Below are 19034 nucleotides of genomic sequence, written 5' to 3' on the forward strand. Positions count from 1 at the left end.
GACGGCTTGCTGCCTCCGCGGTGAGTGCGCGCGCGGAAGGACAGAGCTGCGCCGGTTGCCGAAACGGGCTCGTTGCCGAGCGTGTACGCGCACACCTGCAGATCCGTCTGCGAAATCATGTTCATCTCCAAGACACCCACCTCCTCACTCGAATCCGGGCCAGACCTTTCGGTCTCGCCCACTGCCGTCAGGGACATGTGAACAATATGCCGGGCCGCCATGGCGAGCCAACTCTTTTTCCAAACTTTCTTGAGAAGTTTTTCGGACCAGCCGGGATGACCAGCTGGACTGCCCTCCCGGACAGCCGGAACCACTCAGAAATTCTTCGCCCGGCGCCCCGGCGAGCCGCTCAGGGACTCGGTTCAGCCGGTGCGCTCGCCACGATCGCGAGGATCGTGGCGCCGTACCTGTCGATCTTCGCGGGACCGATCCCGTCCACGCGAGCCAGTTCGGCTATGGCCGAAGGTCGGATCTCCGCGATAGCCGCCAGTGTCGCGTCCGTGAGCACCGTATAGGCGGGCTTGTCCGTCTCCCGGGCCACCTCGAGGCGCCACTCACGCAGCGCGTCGAAGAGCGCGGCGTCGTGCACGCCCGTAAGGAGCGCGCGGGCCCGGCCCTTCGGCACGCTGCGGGCACGCGGTGCGCGAGGCTCGTCCGGCCACAGCCCGTCGAGGAACCTCGTGCGCTTGCGGCTGGCGCGACCACCCGGGTTGCGCGCACGCCCGAACGACAGCTCCAGGTGCTCACGGGCGCGGGTGATCCCCACGTAGAGCAGGCGACGCTCCTCGTGCACGGCGGCGTCGGTCTCCGCCAGCGAGATGGGCATGAGCCCCTCGCTCATCCCGGCGAGGAAGACGGCGTCCCACTCCAGGCCCTTCGCCGCGTGCAGCGACGCGAGCGTGACGCCCTCGACCGTCGGCGCGTGCTGCGCGGAAGCGCGCTCGTCGAGCTCGGCGACGAGCCCGGTGATCGTCGCCGGGTCCTCCGGGGTCGCGGCGGCGGCCAGGTCGTCGGCGAGCGAGACGAGCGCCTGCATGGCGTCCCAGCGTTCCCTGGCGGCACCACGCGCCGCGGGTGCCTGGTCGGCCCAGCCTGCGGCGGCGAGGACGTCGCGCACCTGGTCGGGCATGGGCAGCTCCGGATCGGCCGACCGGGCGGCGCCGCGCAGCAGCACTATCGCGTCGCGCACCTCCTTGCGCTGGAAGAAGCGCTGCCCGCCCCGCACCAGGTACCCCACACCGGCGTCGGCGAACGCCGCCTCGAAGGCCTCCGACTGGGCGTTGGTGCGGTAGAGCACGGCTATCTCGCTCGGCTTCACGCCCGACTGGATCAGGCGCGCGGCGCGGGTGGCGACACCCTTCGCCTCGGCCTCGTCGTCGTCGTACGCCGTGAAGGCGGCCGGCGGGCCGGGCTTCCGCTGTGCGACCAGCTCCAGCGCCTGGTGGGCCCCGCCCGCGCGGCCCGCGCGCTTGAGCACCTCGTTGGCGAGGTTCACCACCTGGGGCGTGGAGCGGTAGTCGCGCACGAGGCGGATCTCCTGCGCCTCCGGGTAGGCACGCCGGAACTCCAGGAGGTGACGCGGCGAGGCGCCGGTGAAGGAGTAGATGGTCTGCGACGGGTCACCCACCACGCACAGCTCCTTGCGTCCGCCGAGCCACTGGTCCAGCAGGAACTGCTGCAGCGGCGACACGTCCTGGTACTCGTCCACGACGAAGCGCCGGTACTGCGAGCGCACCTCGTCCGCCACGTTCTTGTGGCTGTTCAGCATGTCCCCGAGCATGAGGAGCACGTCCTCGAAGTCGATGACCTCGCGTTCCGTCTTCACGTCCTCGTACGCCGTGATGAGGCGCGACACCGTCTGCGCGTCGTAGCCCGACGGCGCCTCGCGGCCGGTCGCGGACGCCGCCCTCTCGTAGTCGTCCGCCGTGACCAGCGAGACCTTCGCCCACTCCACCTCGCTGCTGAGGTCGCGGACGGCCACGCGGTCCACGCTGAGACCGAGCCGGCGCGCCGCCTCCGCGATGATCTGTGCCTTGTGCTCCTGCAGCCGGGGCGGGGCTCCGCCAACGACGCGCGGCCAGAAGTACCCGAGCTGGCGCAGCGCCGCGGCGTGGAACGTGCGGGCCTGTACGCCCTGGACGCCGAGCTCACGCAGGCGGGTGCGCATCTCTCCGGCCGCTCGCGCCGTGAAGGTCACGGCCAGCACGCTGGTCGGCTTGTAGGCGCCGATGCGGACGCCGTACGCGATGCGGTGCGTGATGGCGCGCGTCTTGCCGGTGCCCGCTCCGGCTAGCACCACCACCGGACCGTTGAGCGCGAGGGCGACCTCGCGCTGCTCGGGGTCGAGGGCGGTCAGGATCGCGTCGGGGCTCATCGGTCCAGGATGATTCGAACCGGCGGCGGAGTTGGTCTGGGTGAGCATCGTCTGCGATTCTCGCAGCAACCACTGACAAGGAGCACAGATGTCCGAGACGACCCCGCCGATCCTCGCGCCGATCCCTGCGGACGGCACGGTCCTGATGTACTCGACGACCTGGTGCGGGTACTGCCGTCGGCTGCGTACACAGCTCGACTCGGAGGGCATCGGCTACACGGTCATCGACATCGAGCAGCAGCCCGAGTTCGCCGCCTACGTCGAGCAGGTCAACGGCGGCAACCAGACGGTACCCACCGTCGTGTACCCCGACGGCTCTGCGGCGACGAACCCGAGCCTGGCAGCCGTGAAGCTTGCGCTGGCGAACTGACCCCCGGGCTGGTCGGCAGGACGTCCCGTAGTCGGTAGTCCGTCACGTGTTCGGCACTCCGGGGTGCCGATCATCTGACGTTCTGCCGACCATCCGCCCCGGTCAGTCCTCCAGGCGAGCGCCGTACCAGTCCTCGATCAGCGAGCGGGCGATCGAGGAGCGGCCCGGTAGGCCCAGGTCGCCGTCGGCCACCGCCGCGGCCATCTCCTCCCGGGTGAACCAGTCGGCCTCGGCGATCTCGTCCTCCTGTCGCACCAGCCGCGTGGTGGACGCGCGAGCGCGGAAGCCGAGCATGAGGGAAGCGGGCAGCGGCCAGGACTGGCTGCCGCGGTACTCGACCGAGTCGGGGTCGACGACGACGGCGACCTCCTCCATGGTCTCGCGCACCACCGCCTGCTCGAGCCCTTCCCCCGGCTCCACGAACCCGGCCAGCACCGACCGGCGGCCTGGGGCCCACTGCGCCCCGCGGGCCAGGAGCAGGCGGTCGTCGGCGTCGGTGATGGCCATGATCACGGCGGGGTCGGTCCGCGGGAACTGGTTCGTGCCGTCGGCCGGGCAGTGCCGGACCCAGCCGCCCTGCGTCACCTCCGACCTCGTGCCGCACCGCGGGCAGTGGGTGTGCACCGCGTGCCACTGGGACAGCGCGATGGCCTCGACCACGAGTCCCTGTGCCAGGTCGGGTTCGTCGATGGTGCGCAGCCCGGCCCACTCGACGTCGAGGTCGGGCTCCGCCTCCGCGTCGGCAAGGACCGCCGCGAGGTAGGCGACGCCGTCGGCCTCCCCGAGGAAGAGGTACGTGCCGACGGCGAGGTGCGCGACGTCGTCGGGCGCGAACAGTGCGAGCCGCTGGCCGGCCAACGCTGCCCGGTTCCCGCGCACCACGAGCACCCGGGTGCCCAGCTCCTTGAGAAGGTCGCCCACGAGGCCCGGCTCGGCGCGTCGATGCGCGGCGCGGTAGTGAGCGGCACGGGCGAGGGGGAGGTCGAGAACTGGCACAGGACGACAGTAGCCGCCCACCACGGCACCCGGATCCTGGCCGGCTCGACGGAGCACCATCTCGGCGACCTCGAACCTTGTCTTGCAAGACTTGTATTGCAAGTCTTGCTACGCAAGGTTAGATTTCTGTCATGACCGAAGAGCGCATCGCGACGAACCTCCGCAAGGGAGTGCTCGAGTACTGCGTGCTCGCGCTGCTCTCCCACGGCGAGAAGTACGGCCTGGAGCTGGCGGACGACCTCACCACGCGAGGGCTCATCGCGAGCGAGGGCAGCCTGTACCCGTTGCTGGCCCGCATGCGCGAGAACGGGCTCGTCGAGCCCCGATGGGACGCGTCCGGCACCGGCCGTCCCCGCCGCTACTACGCCATCACCGATGACGGCACCGGCCAGCTCACCACCTTCGCCCAGGTCTGGGCGTCGCTCGGCGCGCAGGTCGACGCCCTGCTGGAGGGATCACGATGACTGAGAACATCACGATGACCGAGAGGACCGCGATGAACGCGAACACCGAGGGCGCCTACCTGCGTGACGTGGGCAAGCGCCTGCGTGCGCTCACCCCCGAGCAGCGCGATGCGGTGCTCGACGACGTCCGAGCCCACTTCGCGGATGCCGCGGATGCGGGCCGCACCCCTGAGCAGGCCGCGGAGAGCCTCGGCGACCCTGCGCAGTTCACCGAACGAGTACGGACCGAGCTGGGCCACGAACGAGGCCAGACCGACCGGATGAGGCGCGTGCTGCAGTGGCTCGCGACCGGTGTGGCGGTCTTCTCCGCGATGTTCGTCTCGTTCTGGCACCCGGACGACTCCCTCCCGATGCCGAACACCCAGTTCGAGGCGCACGGCTTCGGGATCGTGCTGTTGAGCCTGGTCCCCGCGCTGATCGCGGCGCTCCCGAACTTCGCCTCCTCGCGTGCCCGTACCGTCTTCACCGCCGCGGTGGCGATCATGCTGTCGGTCGTGAGCTTCACCTTCCCCGAGGGCTGGGCTTTCGCCCCCACCGCCTGGCTCGCGTGGGCCGCACTCGTCGTACCGGTCATCGCCCGCAACGGACCGCCCGCGGCCGGCTGGCGGATCGCCGGAGGTGTGCTCGCCGTCCTGCCCATGGCCCTGGGTGTCGGCGGGGCCCTCGTCGGCAGCTGGGGCCTGACCCTCGAGAGCGTGCTCTACACCGCCGTGGTCGCCGCTCTTGGCGTGCTGATGGCCCTCGGCAAGCCGTGGGCCGGCATCATCCTGGCCGTGGTCGGCGTCGCGGCTCTGGTGTATTCCGCGCTCGATCCGGGGATGCTCACCTCGGGCGTCTGGTGGGCGGGCGGGCTGTTCATCACCCTCGGCGCGAGCCAAGCCCTCATGCACGCCCGGCCGCGCACGCCCGGCCGCATGTAGCACTGCCAGGCCCCACCACCGGGTCCGTCCGAGAACGAGGCACGTCACGTCGCCGGGTGCGAGACCACCCGACCGTGTGACGTGCCTCTGACGTGCCGCTCCGGTCCACGCGGGAGCACGGACACACCACCGCGCTGTGCCATGGCACGCGAACACTGCAATACGGTGAGCACGTGTCCCGCACGCCCCTCGCCCTCGCCGCCCTCTCGACCGCCGCCGTGCCCGGTCTCGACGCCCAGTCGGTCCGTGTCGGCGACCTCGTCGGCGACTACGACGTAGCCGTCGTCACGGGCCAGGACGACCAGGAATGGGTAGTTCGCGCACCGCGCACCACGGTGGCCGGCGCGGCTCTGGAGGCGGAGATCGAGCTGCTCGACGCGCTCCGCCTGTACATCGACACGGGGGTGCTCCCGTTCGTCGTGCCGCAGGTCGCCGGCTACGCCCTGCTGCCGGAAGGTGGCCGGGCGGTGGTGCACCGGCGGATCATCGGCAGCAACCTCGACGTCGAGGCGCTGGAGTCGGGCCCCGGTCTGGCCGCCGACCTGGGCCGGGCCATCGCCGCCATCCACGAGCTGCCGACCTCCGTCGTCGAGACGTGCGGCCTGCCCAGCTACACGGCCACCGAGTACCGCGAGCGGCGGCTCACGGAGGTGGACGAGGCCGCGAGGACCGGGCGGGTGCCATCCACGCTGCTGCGACGCTGGGAGACGGCGCTCGAGGACGTGTCCCTCTGGAAGTTCAAGCCGGTCGTCGCGCACGGCGACCTGGCGCCGGACCAGCTGCTCGTGGACCGGCAGCGGGTCGTGGCGGTCTCGGGCTGGTCGGAGGCCCGCGTGGCCGACCCGGCCGACGATCTTGCCTGGCTCATCGCCGCGGCCCCGATCGAGGCGGTCGACTCGATCATGGAGGCCTACCAGCTGCGCCGCACCGAGCTGAGCGACTCGCGCCTCGCGGAGCGCGCGATGCTCGTGGGCGAGCTGGCCCTCGCACGGTGGCTGTTGCACGGCGTGCGGCACCGGCTGCCCGAGGTGGTCGAGGACGCGACGTCGATGCTGGAGGACCTGGACGAGGCGACGCTCGAAGAGGGCGCTTAGGCTCCGCCTGTCGGCCACGCTCGCGTGGACGACAGCGTTACTCGCCCCGGATGAGCGCCTCCAGCTCCGCCTCGTCGAGCAGCCGCTCTGGCCGGACCGTCGTGTCCGAGCCCACGTAGTAGAAGGCAGCGCTCACCTGGTCCAGCGGCACCCCGGTCCAGCGGGACCACGCCAGCCGGTACACGGCGAGCTGCACCTCGCGGGCGGCCCGCGCCGCGGTGTCGAGGGGCTCACGGCCGGTCTTCCAGTCCACGACCACCACGGCGTCCGGCCCCCTGGGCGGGTCCCGGAAGACCGCATCCATGCGGCACCGCAGCATGACGCCGGCCACCGGCGTCTCGACGTCGGCCTCTACGGCCACAGGCGTGCGGGCTGACCACTCGGACCCCAGGAAGGTGTCGCGCAGCTTCTCGAGGTCGGTGTCCTCCGGGAGGTCCTCGTCCTCGGCACTGGGCAGGTCGTCGACGTCCAGCAGCGTGGCCGAGGTGAAGAACTGCTCCACCCACTCGTGGAACCTCGTACCCCGCCGGGCGTGCACGGTGGGCTGCACCGGCACGGGGCGGCGCAGCTGCAGCGCGAACGCTTCGCGGTCCGCGGCCAGCCGTACCAGTCCGGACGCCGAAACGTGCGCGGGGAACGCGACCTCCCGGTCCGCGTGCCGGTCACGCTCCGCCAGGAGCATGCGGGCGAGGTCGACGAGGTCGTGACCCGCCGCATCGGTGAGGGCGCCCTGCGGCGCGGTGAGGACGCCGGTCGGGAGGCGCATGGCGGCGAGTGCGACCAGACGTTCCTCCGCCGCCTCGTCGACGAGCCTGGCCGTGGCGCGCAGGACGTCCCGGGCGGTCCGGAGCTGACCGCCGGCCGTGCCCTGGTCGGTCCCGGCCTGGTCGGTTCCGTCGGTTCCGGTGGTTCCGTCGGTTCCAGGCCGGTCGGGGCGCCCGTCCGGCGTGGGCCAGACCGCCGTGAGCTCTTCCGCGTTGCGGGGGTTCTCGGCGTCCGGGTCAGGCATGGGCGCCCAGAGGTCTGTCGCGACCAGGCCCGCCTCGGCCAGCTCGACGAGGAACGGGGAGACACCGCGCGGGCGGCTCGCGGTGCCCCACCACGACGCCGTGAGGAAGAGCTCCCGCCGGGCACGCGTGAACGCCACGTAGGCCAGCCGGCGCTCCTCCGCGAGGCGGTGCTCGCCGCAGTCGAGCTTGAACTCGTCCCGCAGCGCGACGAGGTCCTTGGTGTCGGAGGCGTGCTCCCAGGCGAAGGCAGGCAGGTCGTCCGCGTCACCGCGCAGGTGGTAGGGCAGCTCGCCGAGGTCGGACAGCCAGCCCGAGGACGACTCCCCCGACCGCGAACCCCTGTCCCACGTGGGGAAGGCCCCGTCGGCAAGGCCCGCCACCGCCACCGCGTCCCACTCCAGGCCCTTGGCGGCGTGCGCCGTGATCACCTGGACGGCGTCCGGGTCGGGCTCGCGCACCGGCATGTCGAGGCCGCGCTCCTTCTCACCTGCGACCCCGAGCCAGGCGAGGAACGCACCGAGGGTCGCCGTGTCGGACGACTGGGCGAACGACGCGGCGACGTCCCGGAACGCGTCGAGATGCTCGCGCCCGCGATCGCTCACGGCTCCGCCGACCCCTGCGCCCGCCAGGGCGAGCGCCGTGGCCGCCTCGACGTCGAGCCCGAGCGCGCGCTCCGCCTGGACCACCAGCTCGGGAAGCGAGAGGTACGTGAGGCCGCGCAGGTCGCGCAGCAGCCGGGCCAGCGCGGCCAGCCGCTGGTGCGCGTCCTCGGACAGCACTCGCCCGTCACGGGCCGGCCTCCCCGCCACCGGAAGGTCGTCGAGCGCGTCGATGATCGAGCGGTGGTCGGAGACGTCACCCTCCACCACACGGGGATCGTCGTCGGCGCCCTCCGCACCGTCGCTCGCCCGAGCGGCCGCCGCGGCCCGGCGCGGGTCGTCCATACGCGCCAGGTCCGCCGCCCAGGACCCCAGCGCGTGCAGGTCTGCGGCGCCGAGGTTGAGGCGCGGGCCGGTGAGCAGGCGCAGCAGCGAGTCACCACGGGACGGGTCGTGTGCGGCCTGGAGCAGCGCGACGACGTCGACCACCTCTGGCGTGGACAGCAGACCGCCCAGGCCCACCACCTCGACCGGAAGGCCGCGGCGGCGTAGCGCCACCTCGATGGTGGCGAACTGGGCCCGCGCACGGCAGAGAACTGCCGCCGTGGAGCGTCCGTCCGGGTGCGTGCCGGAGCGCCAGCGTGCCGCCACCCACTCGGCGACGGCGTCGGCCTCCTCCTCCAGGGTGGCGGCGACGTGCGCGGACACCACGCCCTCGCCGGCTCCAGGGCGCAGGTCCAGCGGAGGCACCTCGACGTTGGTGCCCGCCCCTGACCGCGAGCGCAGCGGGCTGGACACGACGTTGGCGGCGGAGAGCACCGCGGCGTCGTTGCGCCAGGACGTCGAGAGGTAGTGGACGGCGGCGGGGACGCCGTCGTCGCGCTGGAAGCGGCCGGGGAAGCGGGCGAGGCCCGCCGCGGAGGCGCCACGCCACCCGTAGATGGACTGGTGCGGGTCGCCGACGGCGGTCACGGGGTGCCCACCGCCGAACAGGCCGGACAGCAGCTCGACCTGGGCGTAGGACGTGTCCTGGTACTCGTCGAGCAGGACCACCTCGAACCGGGCCCGCTCGGCGGCGCCCACCATCGGCACCTCGCGGGCGAGCTGGGCGGCGAAGGCGACCTGGTCGCCGAAGTCGAGCGCCTCCGCGATGCGCTTGCGGCGGCGGTACTCGACGACGAGGTCCACGAACCGTGCCCGTTCGGCGACCGAGCCGATGAGCTTGTCGACGTCCTTGGTGCGCTTCTTCTGCTTCGGACCGAGCGGGATGGACTCGAGGTGCTCGGCCATCTCGGTGAGCCGGTCGCGGGCGTCGGCGGGGTCGACGAGGTGCTCGCCGAGCGCGCCGGACAGCGCAACGACCGCACCGGTGACGGTGCTGACCGCCTTGTCGGTACCGAGGTCCTCGTCCCAGGACTCCACGACCTGGGAGGCGAGCTGCCACTGCTCGGCCTGGCCGAGGAGGCGAGCACTGGGCTCGACGCCGAGGCGGAGGCCGTGGTCGGCGACCAGGGAGGCGGCGTAGGCGTTGTAGGTGGCGACGGTGGGCCGGTCGAGGTCCAGGCCGGCGAGCGCCTCGCCCGATTCCTCCCCCAGTGCCCGGCCCAGCTGCGCCAGCCGTGTCTGCACGCGCTGGGTGAGCTCGCCGGCGGCCTTGCGCGTGAACGTCAGGCCGAGCACCTGCTCGGGCTGGACGAACCTGTTGGCGATGAGCCACACCACGCGCGCCGCCATGGTCTCGGTCTTGCCCGAGCCTGCGCCCGCCACGACGAGCGCTGGCTCCAGGGGCGACTCGATGATGCGGACCTGCTCGTCGGTGGGGTCATGACGGCCGAGGAGCCGCGCGATCGCCCGCGCGGACAGCCGGACCTCCGGCTCGTGCCCGGTCACTCGACCACCTTCCGTCCTTCTGGCTGCAGCGGGCACGAGTGTCGCACCGGACACATCTCGCACAGGTCGTTCTTCTTGGCCGCGAACTCGGCCGCGGCCATCGTGTCGGCCGCGCCCTCCACGGCGGTACGTGCCCAGCTGTTGCCCTCGTCGTCCGGGACCAGGGCCGGCTGGTTGCGCACGCTCGCCGACACCGTCTCCGTGCCCACGTAGACGAGGCTCGCGCCCTTGCTGACCGCGCCGTCGGGCAGGTCGAGCGCGCCCTCCTCCACAGCGAGCTGGTAGGCGCCGAGCTGCGGGTTGTCCACCGCCTTGTCCTTGCTGGCCGCTGTCTTGCCGGTCTTGAGGTCGGCCACCGTCACGCCGCCCTCGCCCGCATCCTCGACGCGGTCGACCTGGCCGCGCAGCCGCGCGCGCCCCACCTGCAGGTCGAAGTCGGCCTCGACGAGGAGCGGCTCGCCCGAGTCGGCCAGGTAGTCCGCCAGCCGCACCACCATGCGCTCGGCGCGCTTGCGAAGCTGCAGCGACGGCCACCCGTCGGGCAGCGCGAGCTCCGGCCAGCGCCTGTCCAGCTCCTTCTTCAGGTCGGTGAGCGAACCCTTGGGGTGGCTCTGTGCTATCGAGTGCAGCAGCGTGCCGAGCGTCTGGTGCGTGTCGTCCGGCTTGGTGCCGCCCGCCGCCTCGAACGCCCAGCGCAAGGCGCACGTGGTCACCGTCTCGACCTTCGACGGCGACACCGTCACCGTGTCCTGCGCCCCCCACAGCGGCACCTCGCTCGACACCCCGGCAACGCCGTACCAGGTGCTCGGCTCCGCCTCGGCGACCCCCGCTGCCGAGAGGTCCGCCAGGAGCGCGGCAGCGGGCTGGCTGCCCGACGCCGACAGCGCGGCCGCCCGCACCAGGTCCGAGCGGGCGGCGGCCACCACGCCGCGCAGATCGAGCGGCGGACCGACCGGTACCCGTCGCGGGTCGGGCCCGTCGCCGCCGTCGTCCCGCGGGGACACCAGGTCGCAGAACACGCTGGGCGCTTCCTCCGTGTCCTCGACGGCGGTGACCAGGAGGCGCCGGCGGGCGCGGGAGACCGCCACCGCGAAGGCACGCAGCTCGTCCGTGAGGACCTGGCGCCGCGCCTCGGCGCCGACCACCCGACCGTCCTCCGACCGGCCGGCGATGAGCTCGACGAGGGCCTGCGAGCCGAGCAGGGAGTCACGCAGGCGCAGGTCGGGCCAGACCCCGTCCTGCACGCCGGCGACGACCACCACGTCCCATTCCCGCCCCGCGGCGCCCGGGGGTGTCAGTGCCTCCACGGCGCCCGCACCCTGGGCGGACGCCGCCAGGGAGTCGGCAGGGAGGTCCTGAGACGCCAGGTAGTCGACGAACGCGGCGACCGGAGCGCCCGGCATCCGGTCCACGAACGTCTCGGCCGCTCGGAACAGGGCGAGCACGGCGTCCAGGTCCCGGTCGGCCCGCAGGCCCGCCGGACCACCGGTGAGGGCGGCGGCACTCCACCGCTCGGCCAGGCCGGTCGCCGCCCACACGGCCCAGAGCACCGTCTGCGCGGTGGCGCCCGGCTCCCCAGCGGCCTCGCGCCCGGCGGCGAGCACCCGGGCCACCGCGAGCGGCCCTCGTCGCACCTGCGTGGGCAGCAGCGCCGCACGTGCGGGGTCGGCCAGCACCTCCACCAGCAGGGCGTCCGAGGTACGACCGCCCCCGGCCGACAGCTCGTCGGACCGCAGTGCGCGGCGCAACCGGCGGAGCGCCACGGCGTCGAGTCCGCCGATCGGTGAGATGAGCAGCAACGCCGCCGTCTCGGGGTCCAGCACGCGCTCATCGCCGTCGAGCTCCTCTGCGATCAGCGCCTCCAGGCTTCCCCGCGGCGCACCCGCGCAGGTCTTCACGGCCGCCAGCATGGGCGCCACGGCGGGCTCGTCACGCAGCGGCAGGTCCGAACCGAGCAGCGCGACGGGCACCGAGGCCGACACCAGCTCACGCCGCAGCGCCCCCAACCGCGTGCCACTGCGGGCGATGACCGCCATCCGCTCCCAGGGCGTGCCCCGCAGCAGGTGCTCGGCCCGCAGCTCCCGCGCGATCCAGGCCGCCTCCTGTGCCGCACCCGAGAGCACCGCCACCTGGACGGACGGTGCGTGCCCTGCGGGCATCCCCGCGGCCGCGGGCGTCTCTCCCACGGTGTCCGAGGCCTGGCCCGGGGCCGACTCGTCGGTGGCCGGCTCATCATCGGCAGGCTCGTCGGCAGCAGGCTCGGCCGTGTACGCCGTCGCGCGCCGGTGCAGCGCGCTCGCCGACACCGGGATCCGGTTCGTCACCGCACGCGTGACCGCGCGCAGCTCGGGTGACTGCCGCCAGACGGTCCCCAGCACCACCGTCTCGGCGTCGAAGGCGCCGAAGGCACGGCCAGGACCAGCAGGAGCGGCGGCCCGGCCGGTGAGGCCCGGTGCGGCGCCGCGGAAGGTCTGGACCGCGGAGTCAGGGTCGGAGAGCAGGACCAGACGCGCACCGTCGTCGTGCAGGACCCGCAGGAGGCGGACCGTCGCGGCCGTCGCCTCCTGGTAGTCGTCCACGACCACCAGGTCCCACGTCGGACGGGCCACACCAGGCACCTCGTCCGACCAGGAGCGCAGGGACTCAGCAGCCTCGTCGATCACGACCGCCGGGTCGTAGCGCGGCCCTGCGTCGGGCGTGGCGAGCCGCAGCGCCATGGTGTCGAGGTACTCCTCGTAGAGCTGCGCGGCCATGACCCACTCCGGGCGATCGTTCGTGCGCCCCATCTCGTCGAGCTCGACCGGCCCGAGGCCTCGCTCGGCGGCCCGCATCAGCAGGTCACGCAGCTCCTGGCGCAGGCCACGCAGGCCGAGCGACTCCTCCGGCAGGCCCACCGGCAGCACGAGCGGCCGCCCCTCTCCTGCCACGTGGCCGGCGAGCAGCTCGGCCAGCACCAGGTCCTGCTCCGGACCCGAGACCAGGGTGGGTGTGGGCTGCTCGAGCGCCGCGGCCCGCTTGTGAAGTACCGCGAACGCGGCCGACGACGCCGTGCGCACCATCGGTGCGCCGACCGTCTGCCCTGCCTGAGCCGCCACCTCGTCCCGCAGGCGCGCCGCCGCACGCCGTGACGACGCGAGGACCAGCACGCGCTCCGGCCGCATACCCGAGGCGAGGGCCCGCACTGCGACCTCGCAGGTGACCGTGGTCTTGCCCGAGCCGGGGGCGCCGAGGACCAGCGTCGCACGGTGGCTCAGCGCAGCCTCGGCGGCGGCCGCCTGGGTGTCGTCGAGCGGCACGGAGACCGCGGCGTCGGGACGAGTCCCGGGCGGCGTCAGCCGAGGTGCGAGAGCGAGGGTCGGTGTCACGCGGACGATCGAACCACGAGCCACTGACAGTCCCCGACGCCCCGCGCGGAGGCGTCACGAATGCCCGATTCATCCCGCAGGGGCCTGTTCAACCCGCGTCGGGGACGGGCCAGGGCTCGGGGATGCAGCCGCTCGTCGTCGTGGTCTGCTGCACCATGATCGTCGCGTGCTTCCCCTCGCCGGCGCACAGGTCATGGCGGTACCCGATGACGTGCCCCACCTCGTGGTTCACGAGGTACTGCCGGTAGCGGGAGGTGCTCTCCCATGCCTGGGACCCCGTGGCCCAGCGCTTGAAGTTGAGCACGGCGGTCTCCTCGATGCCGCACGAGAGCTCGCCGATCGTGTCCAGCGGGAGGCAGAGCTCGTCGGTGGTGTCAGGGCTCGCGAGCACGACGCGGGCGTCGTAGCGCTCCGAGTCGGTCCAGGCGAAGGTGGAGCCGTCCGCCGCGTTCCAGCCGCGCGGGTCGTTCAGGGTGGCCAGCACCGACTCGGCGAACACCTCCGGGTCCACCGGCAGGCCCTTCTCGACGGTGATCTGGACCCGCCAGACCTTCCCGTCGGCGGGCGCACGCCGGGACCCGCTCGCCACGACGAGCTTGCCCGAGAGCTTCTGCTCGACATCGAACCTCGAACCGATCAGGCCGGAGCCGGGCTCCGGCGTCGGACCAGCGCTGGGACTCGGGCTCGGGCCGGGCGACGGCGGCGCCGACCTCTCGGGGGACGACCCGCCCGCCGGCGCCGAGGCGACGGGCGCGGGCAGCCCGGAAGCCGCCGGCTCCGGCAAGCCTTCCGCGCCGGCGGCGCCGACCCCTGGCCCCGTGCCCGAGGCGACGTCGGCCTCCGAGGCGGCCTCCGAGGTGGCCTCCGACGAGAGCGCCTGCGCGGGTGGCGACGTGCGGTCACCGGACCTGGCGGCCTCGTACGCGCTGCGCACCGCGTCGCCCGCCTCGACGCCAAGGCTGTCCTCGACCGCCCCTGCGACGACGGCGGCGGACGCGTCCGGCTCTGTGCTCATGGTCGCCGCCATGCCTCCGCCCAGCCCTGCCGCGAGGCACAGGCTGAGCGCGATCATCGAACGCCGGGGGTTCTGGGCAGGGCGCCGCTTGACGCTCCGCGCCGCGGGACGACCGGCGCCTACGCCCTCCGCACCGAGACCGACGGGCACGCCGCCAGTGGCGTGCCTGCCGGTACGCCGGTGGAAGGACGGACTGCTCACGCCGACCATGGTGCCACGCACACGCCCGCGAGCCCATGCCTCTGTCCACAGGGAGTCGCGTGATCGCGCCCGCCCGCCCCGGTCCGGTGGGCCACGTGGCGCACGTCCTGTCGGCTCACGGCGAAACCGAGGGCCGACGGCGCCGGAGCGTGACTAGGATCGACAGGCCGGGTCCCCGGATCACCGGGCACACGGCGCAATCCCCGACCGAACTGGAGTAAACGTGGACGTCACCATCGGTGTGCAGAATTTGCCGCGCGAGGTCGTGGTCGAGACGGACGAGAGCGCGGACGCCGTCGCGACAGCCGTCAAGAAGGCCCTGACCGGTGGCCCCCTCGAGCTCACCGACTCCCGCGGCCGTCAAGTGATCATCCCCGGCGCCGCGATCGGCTACGTCGAGATCGGCTCCGAGGAGCAGCGCAAGGTCGGCTTCGGCGCGGTCTGAGCGAGTTGTCCCTGACGCCAGGTGGCGGACGGCACGCCCGCAGGGGCCGTCCGCCACGTGGCGTTCATTACTAACGGGGTGGTTGACGTGTTTCGCTAACCGCACGGAAACATCGTGCGCGTACCATGAATGGCGTACATCGGTTGCCCGGTCGTCACGTTCCGACCCCCGAGCCTGTGCTTCGGTCTTCCCAGGAGGCCGCCCCGACAGGACGCGCAGCCTGGGTCAATCCCGGCGCGCGATGATTTTCACGATCGGCTGCCGCACGAAGGCGCGATCGCCGGGCCATGAGGGCCCACCGCGCCGCGAGAGATGAAGGCGCCAGTGACTACCACAGACACCCCGGCCGCAGACGCGGTCATCACGACAAGTCCCGAGCCGACGATCAGCTCGGGACCCGACTACTCCAGCCCGTCCGCCATCCAGGCGCAGAACGTGACGTTCGCGGACTTCGGCGTCCGCCCTGAGATCGTCGCGGCGCTCAACGACTCGGGCATCACCCATCCGTTCCCGATCCAGGCGATGACCCTGCCCGTCGCGATGAGCGGCCACGACATCATCGGCCAGGCCAAGACCGGTACCGGGAAGACGCTCGGCTTCGGCGTGCCGCTGCTGCACCGCGTCGTCGCCCCCGGCGAGCCCGGCTACGACGAGCTCGTCGCTCCCGGCAAGCCGCAGGCCGTCGTCGTGGTCCCCACGCGCGAGCTCGCGGTCCAGGTCGCGAACGACCTGAGCACGGCGTCCTCCCACCGCAGCGTGCGGATCGTGCAGGTATACGGCGGCCGCGCCTACGAACCCCAGATCGAGGCCATGAAGACCGGCGTCGACGTCGTGGTGGGCACGCCCGGCCGCATGATCGACCTGCTCAACCAGGGCCACCTCACGCTGCTCCGCGCGGCGACCGTGGTGCTCGACGAGGCCGACGAGATGCTCGACCTCGGGTTCCTGCCCGACGTCGAGAAGATCCTCGCCCGTACCCCCGCGCAGCGGCACACCATGCTGTTCAGCGCCACCATGCCGGGCGCCGTGGTCTCGATGGCCCGCCGCTACATGAAGCAGCCCACGCACATCCGGGCCGCCGAGCCGGACGACCAGGGCGCGACCGTCAAGAACATCAAGCAGGTCGTGTACCGGGCCCACGCCCTGGACAAGGTCGAGGTCCTGGCCCGCCTGCTCCAGTCCGAGGGCCGCGGCCGCTCCATCGTGTTCGCGCGCACCAAGCGCACGGCCGCGAAGGTCGCGGACGAGCTGCAGACGCGCGGCTTCGCGTCAGGCGCGATCCACGGCGACCTGGGCCAGGGCGCACGCGAGCAGGCACTGCGCGCGTTCCGCAACGGCAAGATCGACGTGCTCGTCGCCACCGACGTCGCCGCCCGCGGCATCGACGTCGACGACGTCACGCACGTGGTCAACTACCAGTGCCCCGAGGACGAGCGCATCTACCTGCACCGGGTGGGCCGCACCGGCCGCGCGGGCAACACCGGTACCGCCGTCACCTTCGTGGACTGGGACGACGTACCGCGCTGGTCGCTCATCGACAAGGCGCTCGAGATCGGGTACCCCGAGCCGGTCGAGACGTACTCCACGTCGCCGCACCTGTTCGCCGACCTGAACATCCCCGAGGGCACCAAGGGCCGCCTGCCGCGGTCCGCGCAGCACCTCGCCGGGCTGGACGCCGAGGTCGTCGAAGACCTGGGCGAGACCGGCAAGCGCAACGGCGGCCCACGCTCCGGCGCACCCCGCTCTGGCGCACCGCGCTCCGGCGCACCGCGCTCCGGCGGGCGGCAGGGCGGCTCGCACAGCGAGCCGCGCGTGGCCACCCGGCAGGACGCCGGTGCGCCGGCCGCCACGAGCGCCGACTCGGGTGAGCGCCCGGCGTCGAGCGGCGAGAACGAGGCCGGTCAGCGCCGCCGTCGGAGCCGCAACCGCCGCCGCACGCGTGGCGGCGAGGCACAGGACTGACCAGCCGTGGCATGAGTTCGGTCGGACGGGATGAGATCGGTCGATCAACCGACCGATCTCATCCCGTCCGACCGAACTCGTCGGGGGCGGTGTGCCTCAGGTCCAGCCAGCGTGTCAGCCCTTAGGTTGCTCCCGTGCAGATCGAGTTCACGGCTGTCCTGTGGCAGTGGCAGGTACGTACCGACTCCTGGTGGTTCGTCACCGTGCCACCCGAGCACTCCGACGAGCTGGCCGACCTCCCGCTGCCTCCACGCGGGTTCGGCTCGATCCGGGTGCGCGTGACGGTCGGGAGGACCACCTGGACCACCTCCGTCTTCCCCAGTGACCGCGACGGCGGCTACGTGCTGCCCCTGAAGAAGAAGGTTCGGCAGGCGGAGGACCTGACCCCGGAGCGGCCGGTGACGGTAGCCCTAGAAACCATCGACATCTGAGATGTCCGCCGCGGGCCCGGCAGAACCCGTCCAGGTCACCTGAGTACTTCGAGCGCCCCCTGCGCAGCGATCGCCTCGAGCACGTCCGGCGCGGTCGTGTTCTCGCCGAGGCGGTTCTTCTTGCCTTCCCCGTGGAAGTCGCTCGAGCCCGTGACCAGCAGGTCCAGCGACCCTGCGATGTCGCGCAGCCGTCGGCGCCCGTCCTGGGTGTGGTCGCGGTGGTCGACCTCGAGACCCGCGAGACCGGCTGCGGCGAGCTCCTCGATGGTCGAGTCGGGCACCACCCGACCCCGCGCGTCGGCCCCGGGGTGCGCGAAGACCGGGACCCCGCCGGCGGCGCGGATCGCCCGGACGGCGGCGACGGCGTCGGGCGCGTAGTGGCCCACGTAGTACCGGGTGCCGGGACGGAGCATCGTGGCGAACGCCTCGTCACGGCCGGGCACGACGCCCGCCGCCACCAGCGCGTCCGCGATGTGCGGACGGCCGATGGTGGTCCCCGACTTCGTCTGGGCGAGCAGGTCTTCCCAGGTGATCGGGTAGTCCTCACCGAGCAGGTCCACCATGCGCCGGGCCCTGGACGTCCGGTCGTCGCGCGTGCGCTCCGTCTCGGCCAGCAGGTCGGGATGCGTCGGGTCGTGCAGGTACGCGAGCAGGTGCACACCCGTACCCCACCCGGGGGTCCTGGCGAGCGCCGATATCTCGGCGCCGCGCACCAGGCCGATCTGATGCCGGCCCGCCGACTCCGCGGCCTCTGGCCAGCCCGACGTCGTGTCGTGGTCGGTGATGGCCAGCGTGGTGACGCCGGCCAGCGCCGCGACCTCCACCAGGCGCGCTGGCGAGTCGGTGCCGTCTGACGCGGTGGAGTGCGTATGGAGGTCGATCACTCCACCAGCGTAGAGATCCCCCGGCCCGGTCGCGGCCGCTGGCGGGTCACGGCGGCGTGAGGTGCGGCACCCCCGCCGGTGCCCGGCGCGCGGGTAAAAAGCCCACACAGCACGTTCACGGGCTGTTCCGCCGCCGTCCGCCGCCTGCCCAAGCCGATAATGCATCATCGAAGGGATGAAAAGCTGCAACCAGCCCCCGCAGGACGCCAGCACGAGCGTCGTCTTCGTGCACGGTGTGCGCAGCTCCGGCGTGATCTGGGAGAACCAGCTCGCCCACGTGCGCGCCGCCGGCCACGAGGCCGTCGCAGTGGACCTGCCCGCACACGGCGCACGGCGCCACGACCGGTTCAGCATGGACGGCGCCTTCGAAGCGCTGGACGAGGCCGTCGCCGGCCTCCCGCCGGGACCGGTCGCGATGGTCGGGCTGTCCCTTGGCGGCTACACCTCGCTCGCCTGGGCTGCCCGCCCCGACACCACCGACCGCCTGGTGGGCGTGCTCGCGGCCGGCTGTACCTCGGACCCGAAGGGCAAGCCGGTCCGGCTGTACCGGGACGTCGCGAAGAGCGTGGCGAACGCCGCCTACCTCACTCGTCGCGTGACCGGCAGGGTGGTGCGCCCGAGCGTGCACCGCGCACGCCTCTCCGTGCCCGCGCTCCGCCCCCTCCGCAGCCCACCCGGCGGTGCCGACCTCCGCCGCGTCGATATCGCGCCGCACCAGACCGCCGAGCCGTACCACCCCGCCTGGGACGTCGTCACCGACGCACTGACCCACCTGGCCGGACGCTCGTCGATCGCCAACGTACGCGCGGCGCAGGTCCCCCTCTGGTTCGTCAACGGCGCTCGCGACGCCATGCGGATCGAGGAGCAGCGGCACCTCGCAGCGGCCCGGTACGGGTCGCTCGTGGTCATCCCCGGTGCGGGCCACGACGTCAACATGGAGGCCCCCTCGACCTTCAACCGCGTGCTCACCAAGGCGCTTGCGGACTTCGAGCGGCGTGCGTGAAACACTGGGGC

14 protein-coding genes are annotated in these 19034 nt (G+C 72.8%); 8 read left to right on the forward strand and 6 right to left on the reverse strand.

Going from position 1 to position 19034, the window contains the following annotated elements; all coding sequences use genetic code 11:
• Positions 1-349 precede the first annotated feature (349 nt).
• Positions 350-2374 carry an ATP-dependent helicase gene (locus APR04_RS06770; RefSeq protein WP_253868746.1) on the reverse strand — a complete coding sequence of 675 codons (2025 nt, stop codon included), beginning with the start codon at positions 2372-2374 and terminating at the stop codon, positions 350-352.
• Between the two features lie 88 nt (positions 2375-2462).
• Between APR04_RS06770 and APR04_RS06775 the strand changes: the two genes are divergently transcribed.
• Positions 2463-2744, forward strand: coding sequence for a mycoredoxin (locus APR04_RS06775; RefSeq protein ID WP_253868748.1), 282 nt, complete (start codon positions 2463-2465; stop codon positions 2742-2744).
• A 102-nt stretch (positions 2745-2846) separates the two neighbouring features.
• On the opposite strand, the gene nudC is transcribed toward APR04_RS06775, so the two are convergent.
• Positions 2847-3740, reverse strand: coding sequence for an NAD(+) diphosphatase (gene nudC / locus APR04_RS06780; protein ID WP_253868750.1), 894 nt, complete (start codon positions 3738-3740; stop codon positions 2847-2849).
• Between the two features lie 131 nt (positions 3741-3871).
• On the opposite strand from nudC, the gene APR04_RS06785 reads away from it, so the two are divergent.
• The 3 genes from APR04_RS06785 to APR04_RS06795 all read left to right on the forward strand — a co-directional run bounded on the left by APR04_RS06785 (position 3872) and on the right by APR04_RS06795 (position 6218).
• A complete protein-coding gene (locus tag APR04_RS06785) occupies positions 3872-4204 on the forward strand; it encodes a PadR family transcriptional regulator (RefSeq protein ID WP_253868752.1) in 333 nt (110 codons plus the stop codon).
• A complete protein-coding gene (locus APR04_RS06790; protein ID WP_253868754.1) occupies positions 4201-5124 on the forward strand; it encodes a DUF1700 domain-containing protein in 924 nt (307 codons plus the stop codon). The genes APR04_RS06785 and APR04_RS06790 overlap by 4 nt, the downstream gene beginning before the upstream one ends.
• Positions 5125-5297: 173 nt before the next feature.
• A complete protein-coding gene (locus APR04_RS06795; RefSeq protein WP_253868756.1) occupies positions 5298-6218 on the forward strand; it encodes a phosphotransferase in 921 nt (306 codons plus the stop codon).
• Between the two features lie 37 nt (positions 6219-6255).
• On the opposite strand, the gene APR04_RS06800 is transcribed toward APR04_RS06795, so the two are convergent.
• The 3 genes from APR04_RS06800 to APR04_RS06810 form a co-directional block, all read right to left on the reverse strand.
• Positions 6256-9717: an ATP-dependent helicase gene (locus tag APR04_RS06800; protein WP_253868757.1), complete on the reverse strand. Its 3462-nt coding sequence runs from the start codon at positions 9715-9717 to the stop codon at positions 6256-6258.
• Positions 9714-13013 (reverse strand): ATP-dependent helicase, encoded by a 3300-nt coding sequence (locus APR04_RS06805; protein WP_372496076.1) that lies wholly within the window; start codon positions 13011-13013, stop codon positions 9714-9716. The genes APR04_RS06800 and APR04_RS06805 overlap by 4 nt, the downstream gene beginning before the upstream one ends.
• 157 nt (positions 13014-13170) lie before the next feature.
• Complete coding sequence (locus tag APR04_RS06810; protein ID WP_253868761.1) at positions 13171-14298, reverse strand: DUF3152 domain-containing protein; 1128 nt, start codon at positions 14296-14298, stop codon at positions 13171-13173.
• A gap of 223 nt (positions 14299-14521) precedes the next feature.
• Between APR04_RS06810 and APR04_RS06815 the strand changes: the two genes are divergently transcribed.
• From APR04_RS06815 to APR04_RS06825, 3 genes are all read left to right on the forward strand, one after another.
• A complete protein-coding gene (locus APR04_RS06815) occupies positions 14522-14743 on the forward strand; it encodes a DUF3107 domain-containing protein (protein ID WP_253868762.1) in 222 nt (73 codons plus the stop codon).
• 312 nt (positions 14744-15055) lie between these two features.
• The gene (locus APR04_RS06820) at positions 15056-16705 is read left to right on the forward strand and encodes a DEAD/DEAH box helicase (RefSeq protein ID WP_301312199.1); all 1650 of its coding nucleotides are present in this window, start codon (positions 15056-15058) and stop codon (positions 16703-16705) included.
• 134 nt (positions 16706-16839) lie between these two features.
• Complete coding sequence (locus APR04_RS06825) at positions 16840-17136, forward strand: DUF1905 domain-containing protein (protein WP_253868764.1); 297 nt, start codon at positions 16840-16842, stop codon at positions 17134-17136.
• 35 nt (positions 17137-17171) lie between these two features.
• Here APR04_RS06825 and APR04_RS06830 read toward each other — a convergent pair whose 3' ends face one another.
• The gene (locus tag APR04_RS06830) at positions 17172-18020 is read right to left on the reverse strand and encodes a PHP domain-containing protein (protein WP_253868766.1); all 849 of its coding nucleotides are present in this window, start codon (positions 18018-18020) and stop codon (positions 17172-17174) included.
• Positions 18021-18195: 175 nt separating this feature from the next.
• On the opposite strand from APR04_RS06830, the gene APR04_RS06835 reads away from it, so the two are divergent.
• Positions 18196-19023: an alpha/beta fold hydrolase gene (locus APR04_RS06835; RefSeq protein WP_253868768.1), complete on the forward strand. Its 828-nt coding sequence runs from the start codon at positions 18196-18198 to the stop codon at positions 19021-19023.
• Positions 19024-19034 lie beyond the last annotated feature (11 nt).

Source organism: Promicromonospora umidemergens (genome assembly GCF_024171995.1).
GTDB classification, from domain to species: Bacteria; Actinomycetota; Actinomycetes; order Actinomycetales; family Cellulomonadaceae; genus Promicromonospora; species Promicromonospora umidemergens.

Coding starts and splice junctions, on each gene's coding strand:
- APR04_RS06770 (WP_253868746.1), bottom strand. CDS start 2,374: ATGAGCCCCGACGCGATCCTGACCGCCCTCGACCCCGAGCAGCGCGAG.
- APR04_RS06775 (WP_253868748.1), top strand. CDS start 2,463: ATGTCCGAGACGACCCCGCCGATCCTCGCGCCGATCCCTGCGGACGGC.
- APR04_RS06785 (WP_253868752.1), top strand. CDS start 3,872: ATGACCGAAGAGCGCATCGCGACGAACCTCCGCAAGGGAGTGCTCGAG.
- APR04_RS06790 (WP_253868754.1), top strand. CDS start 4,201: ATGACTGAGAACATCACGATGACCGAGAGGACCGCGATGAACGCGAAC.
- APR04_RS06820 (WP_301312199.1), top strand. CDS start 15,056: ATGAAGGCGCCAGTGACTACCACAGACACCCCGGCCGCAGACGCGGTC.
- APR04_RS06835 (WP_253868768.1), top strand. CDS start 18,196: ATGAAAAGCTGCAACCAGCCCCCGCAGGACGCCAGCACGAGCGTCGTC.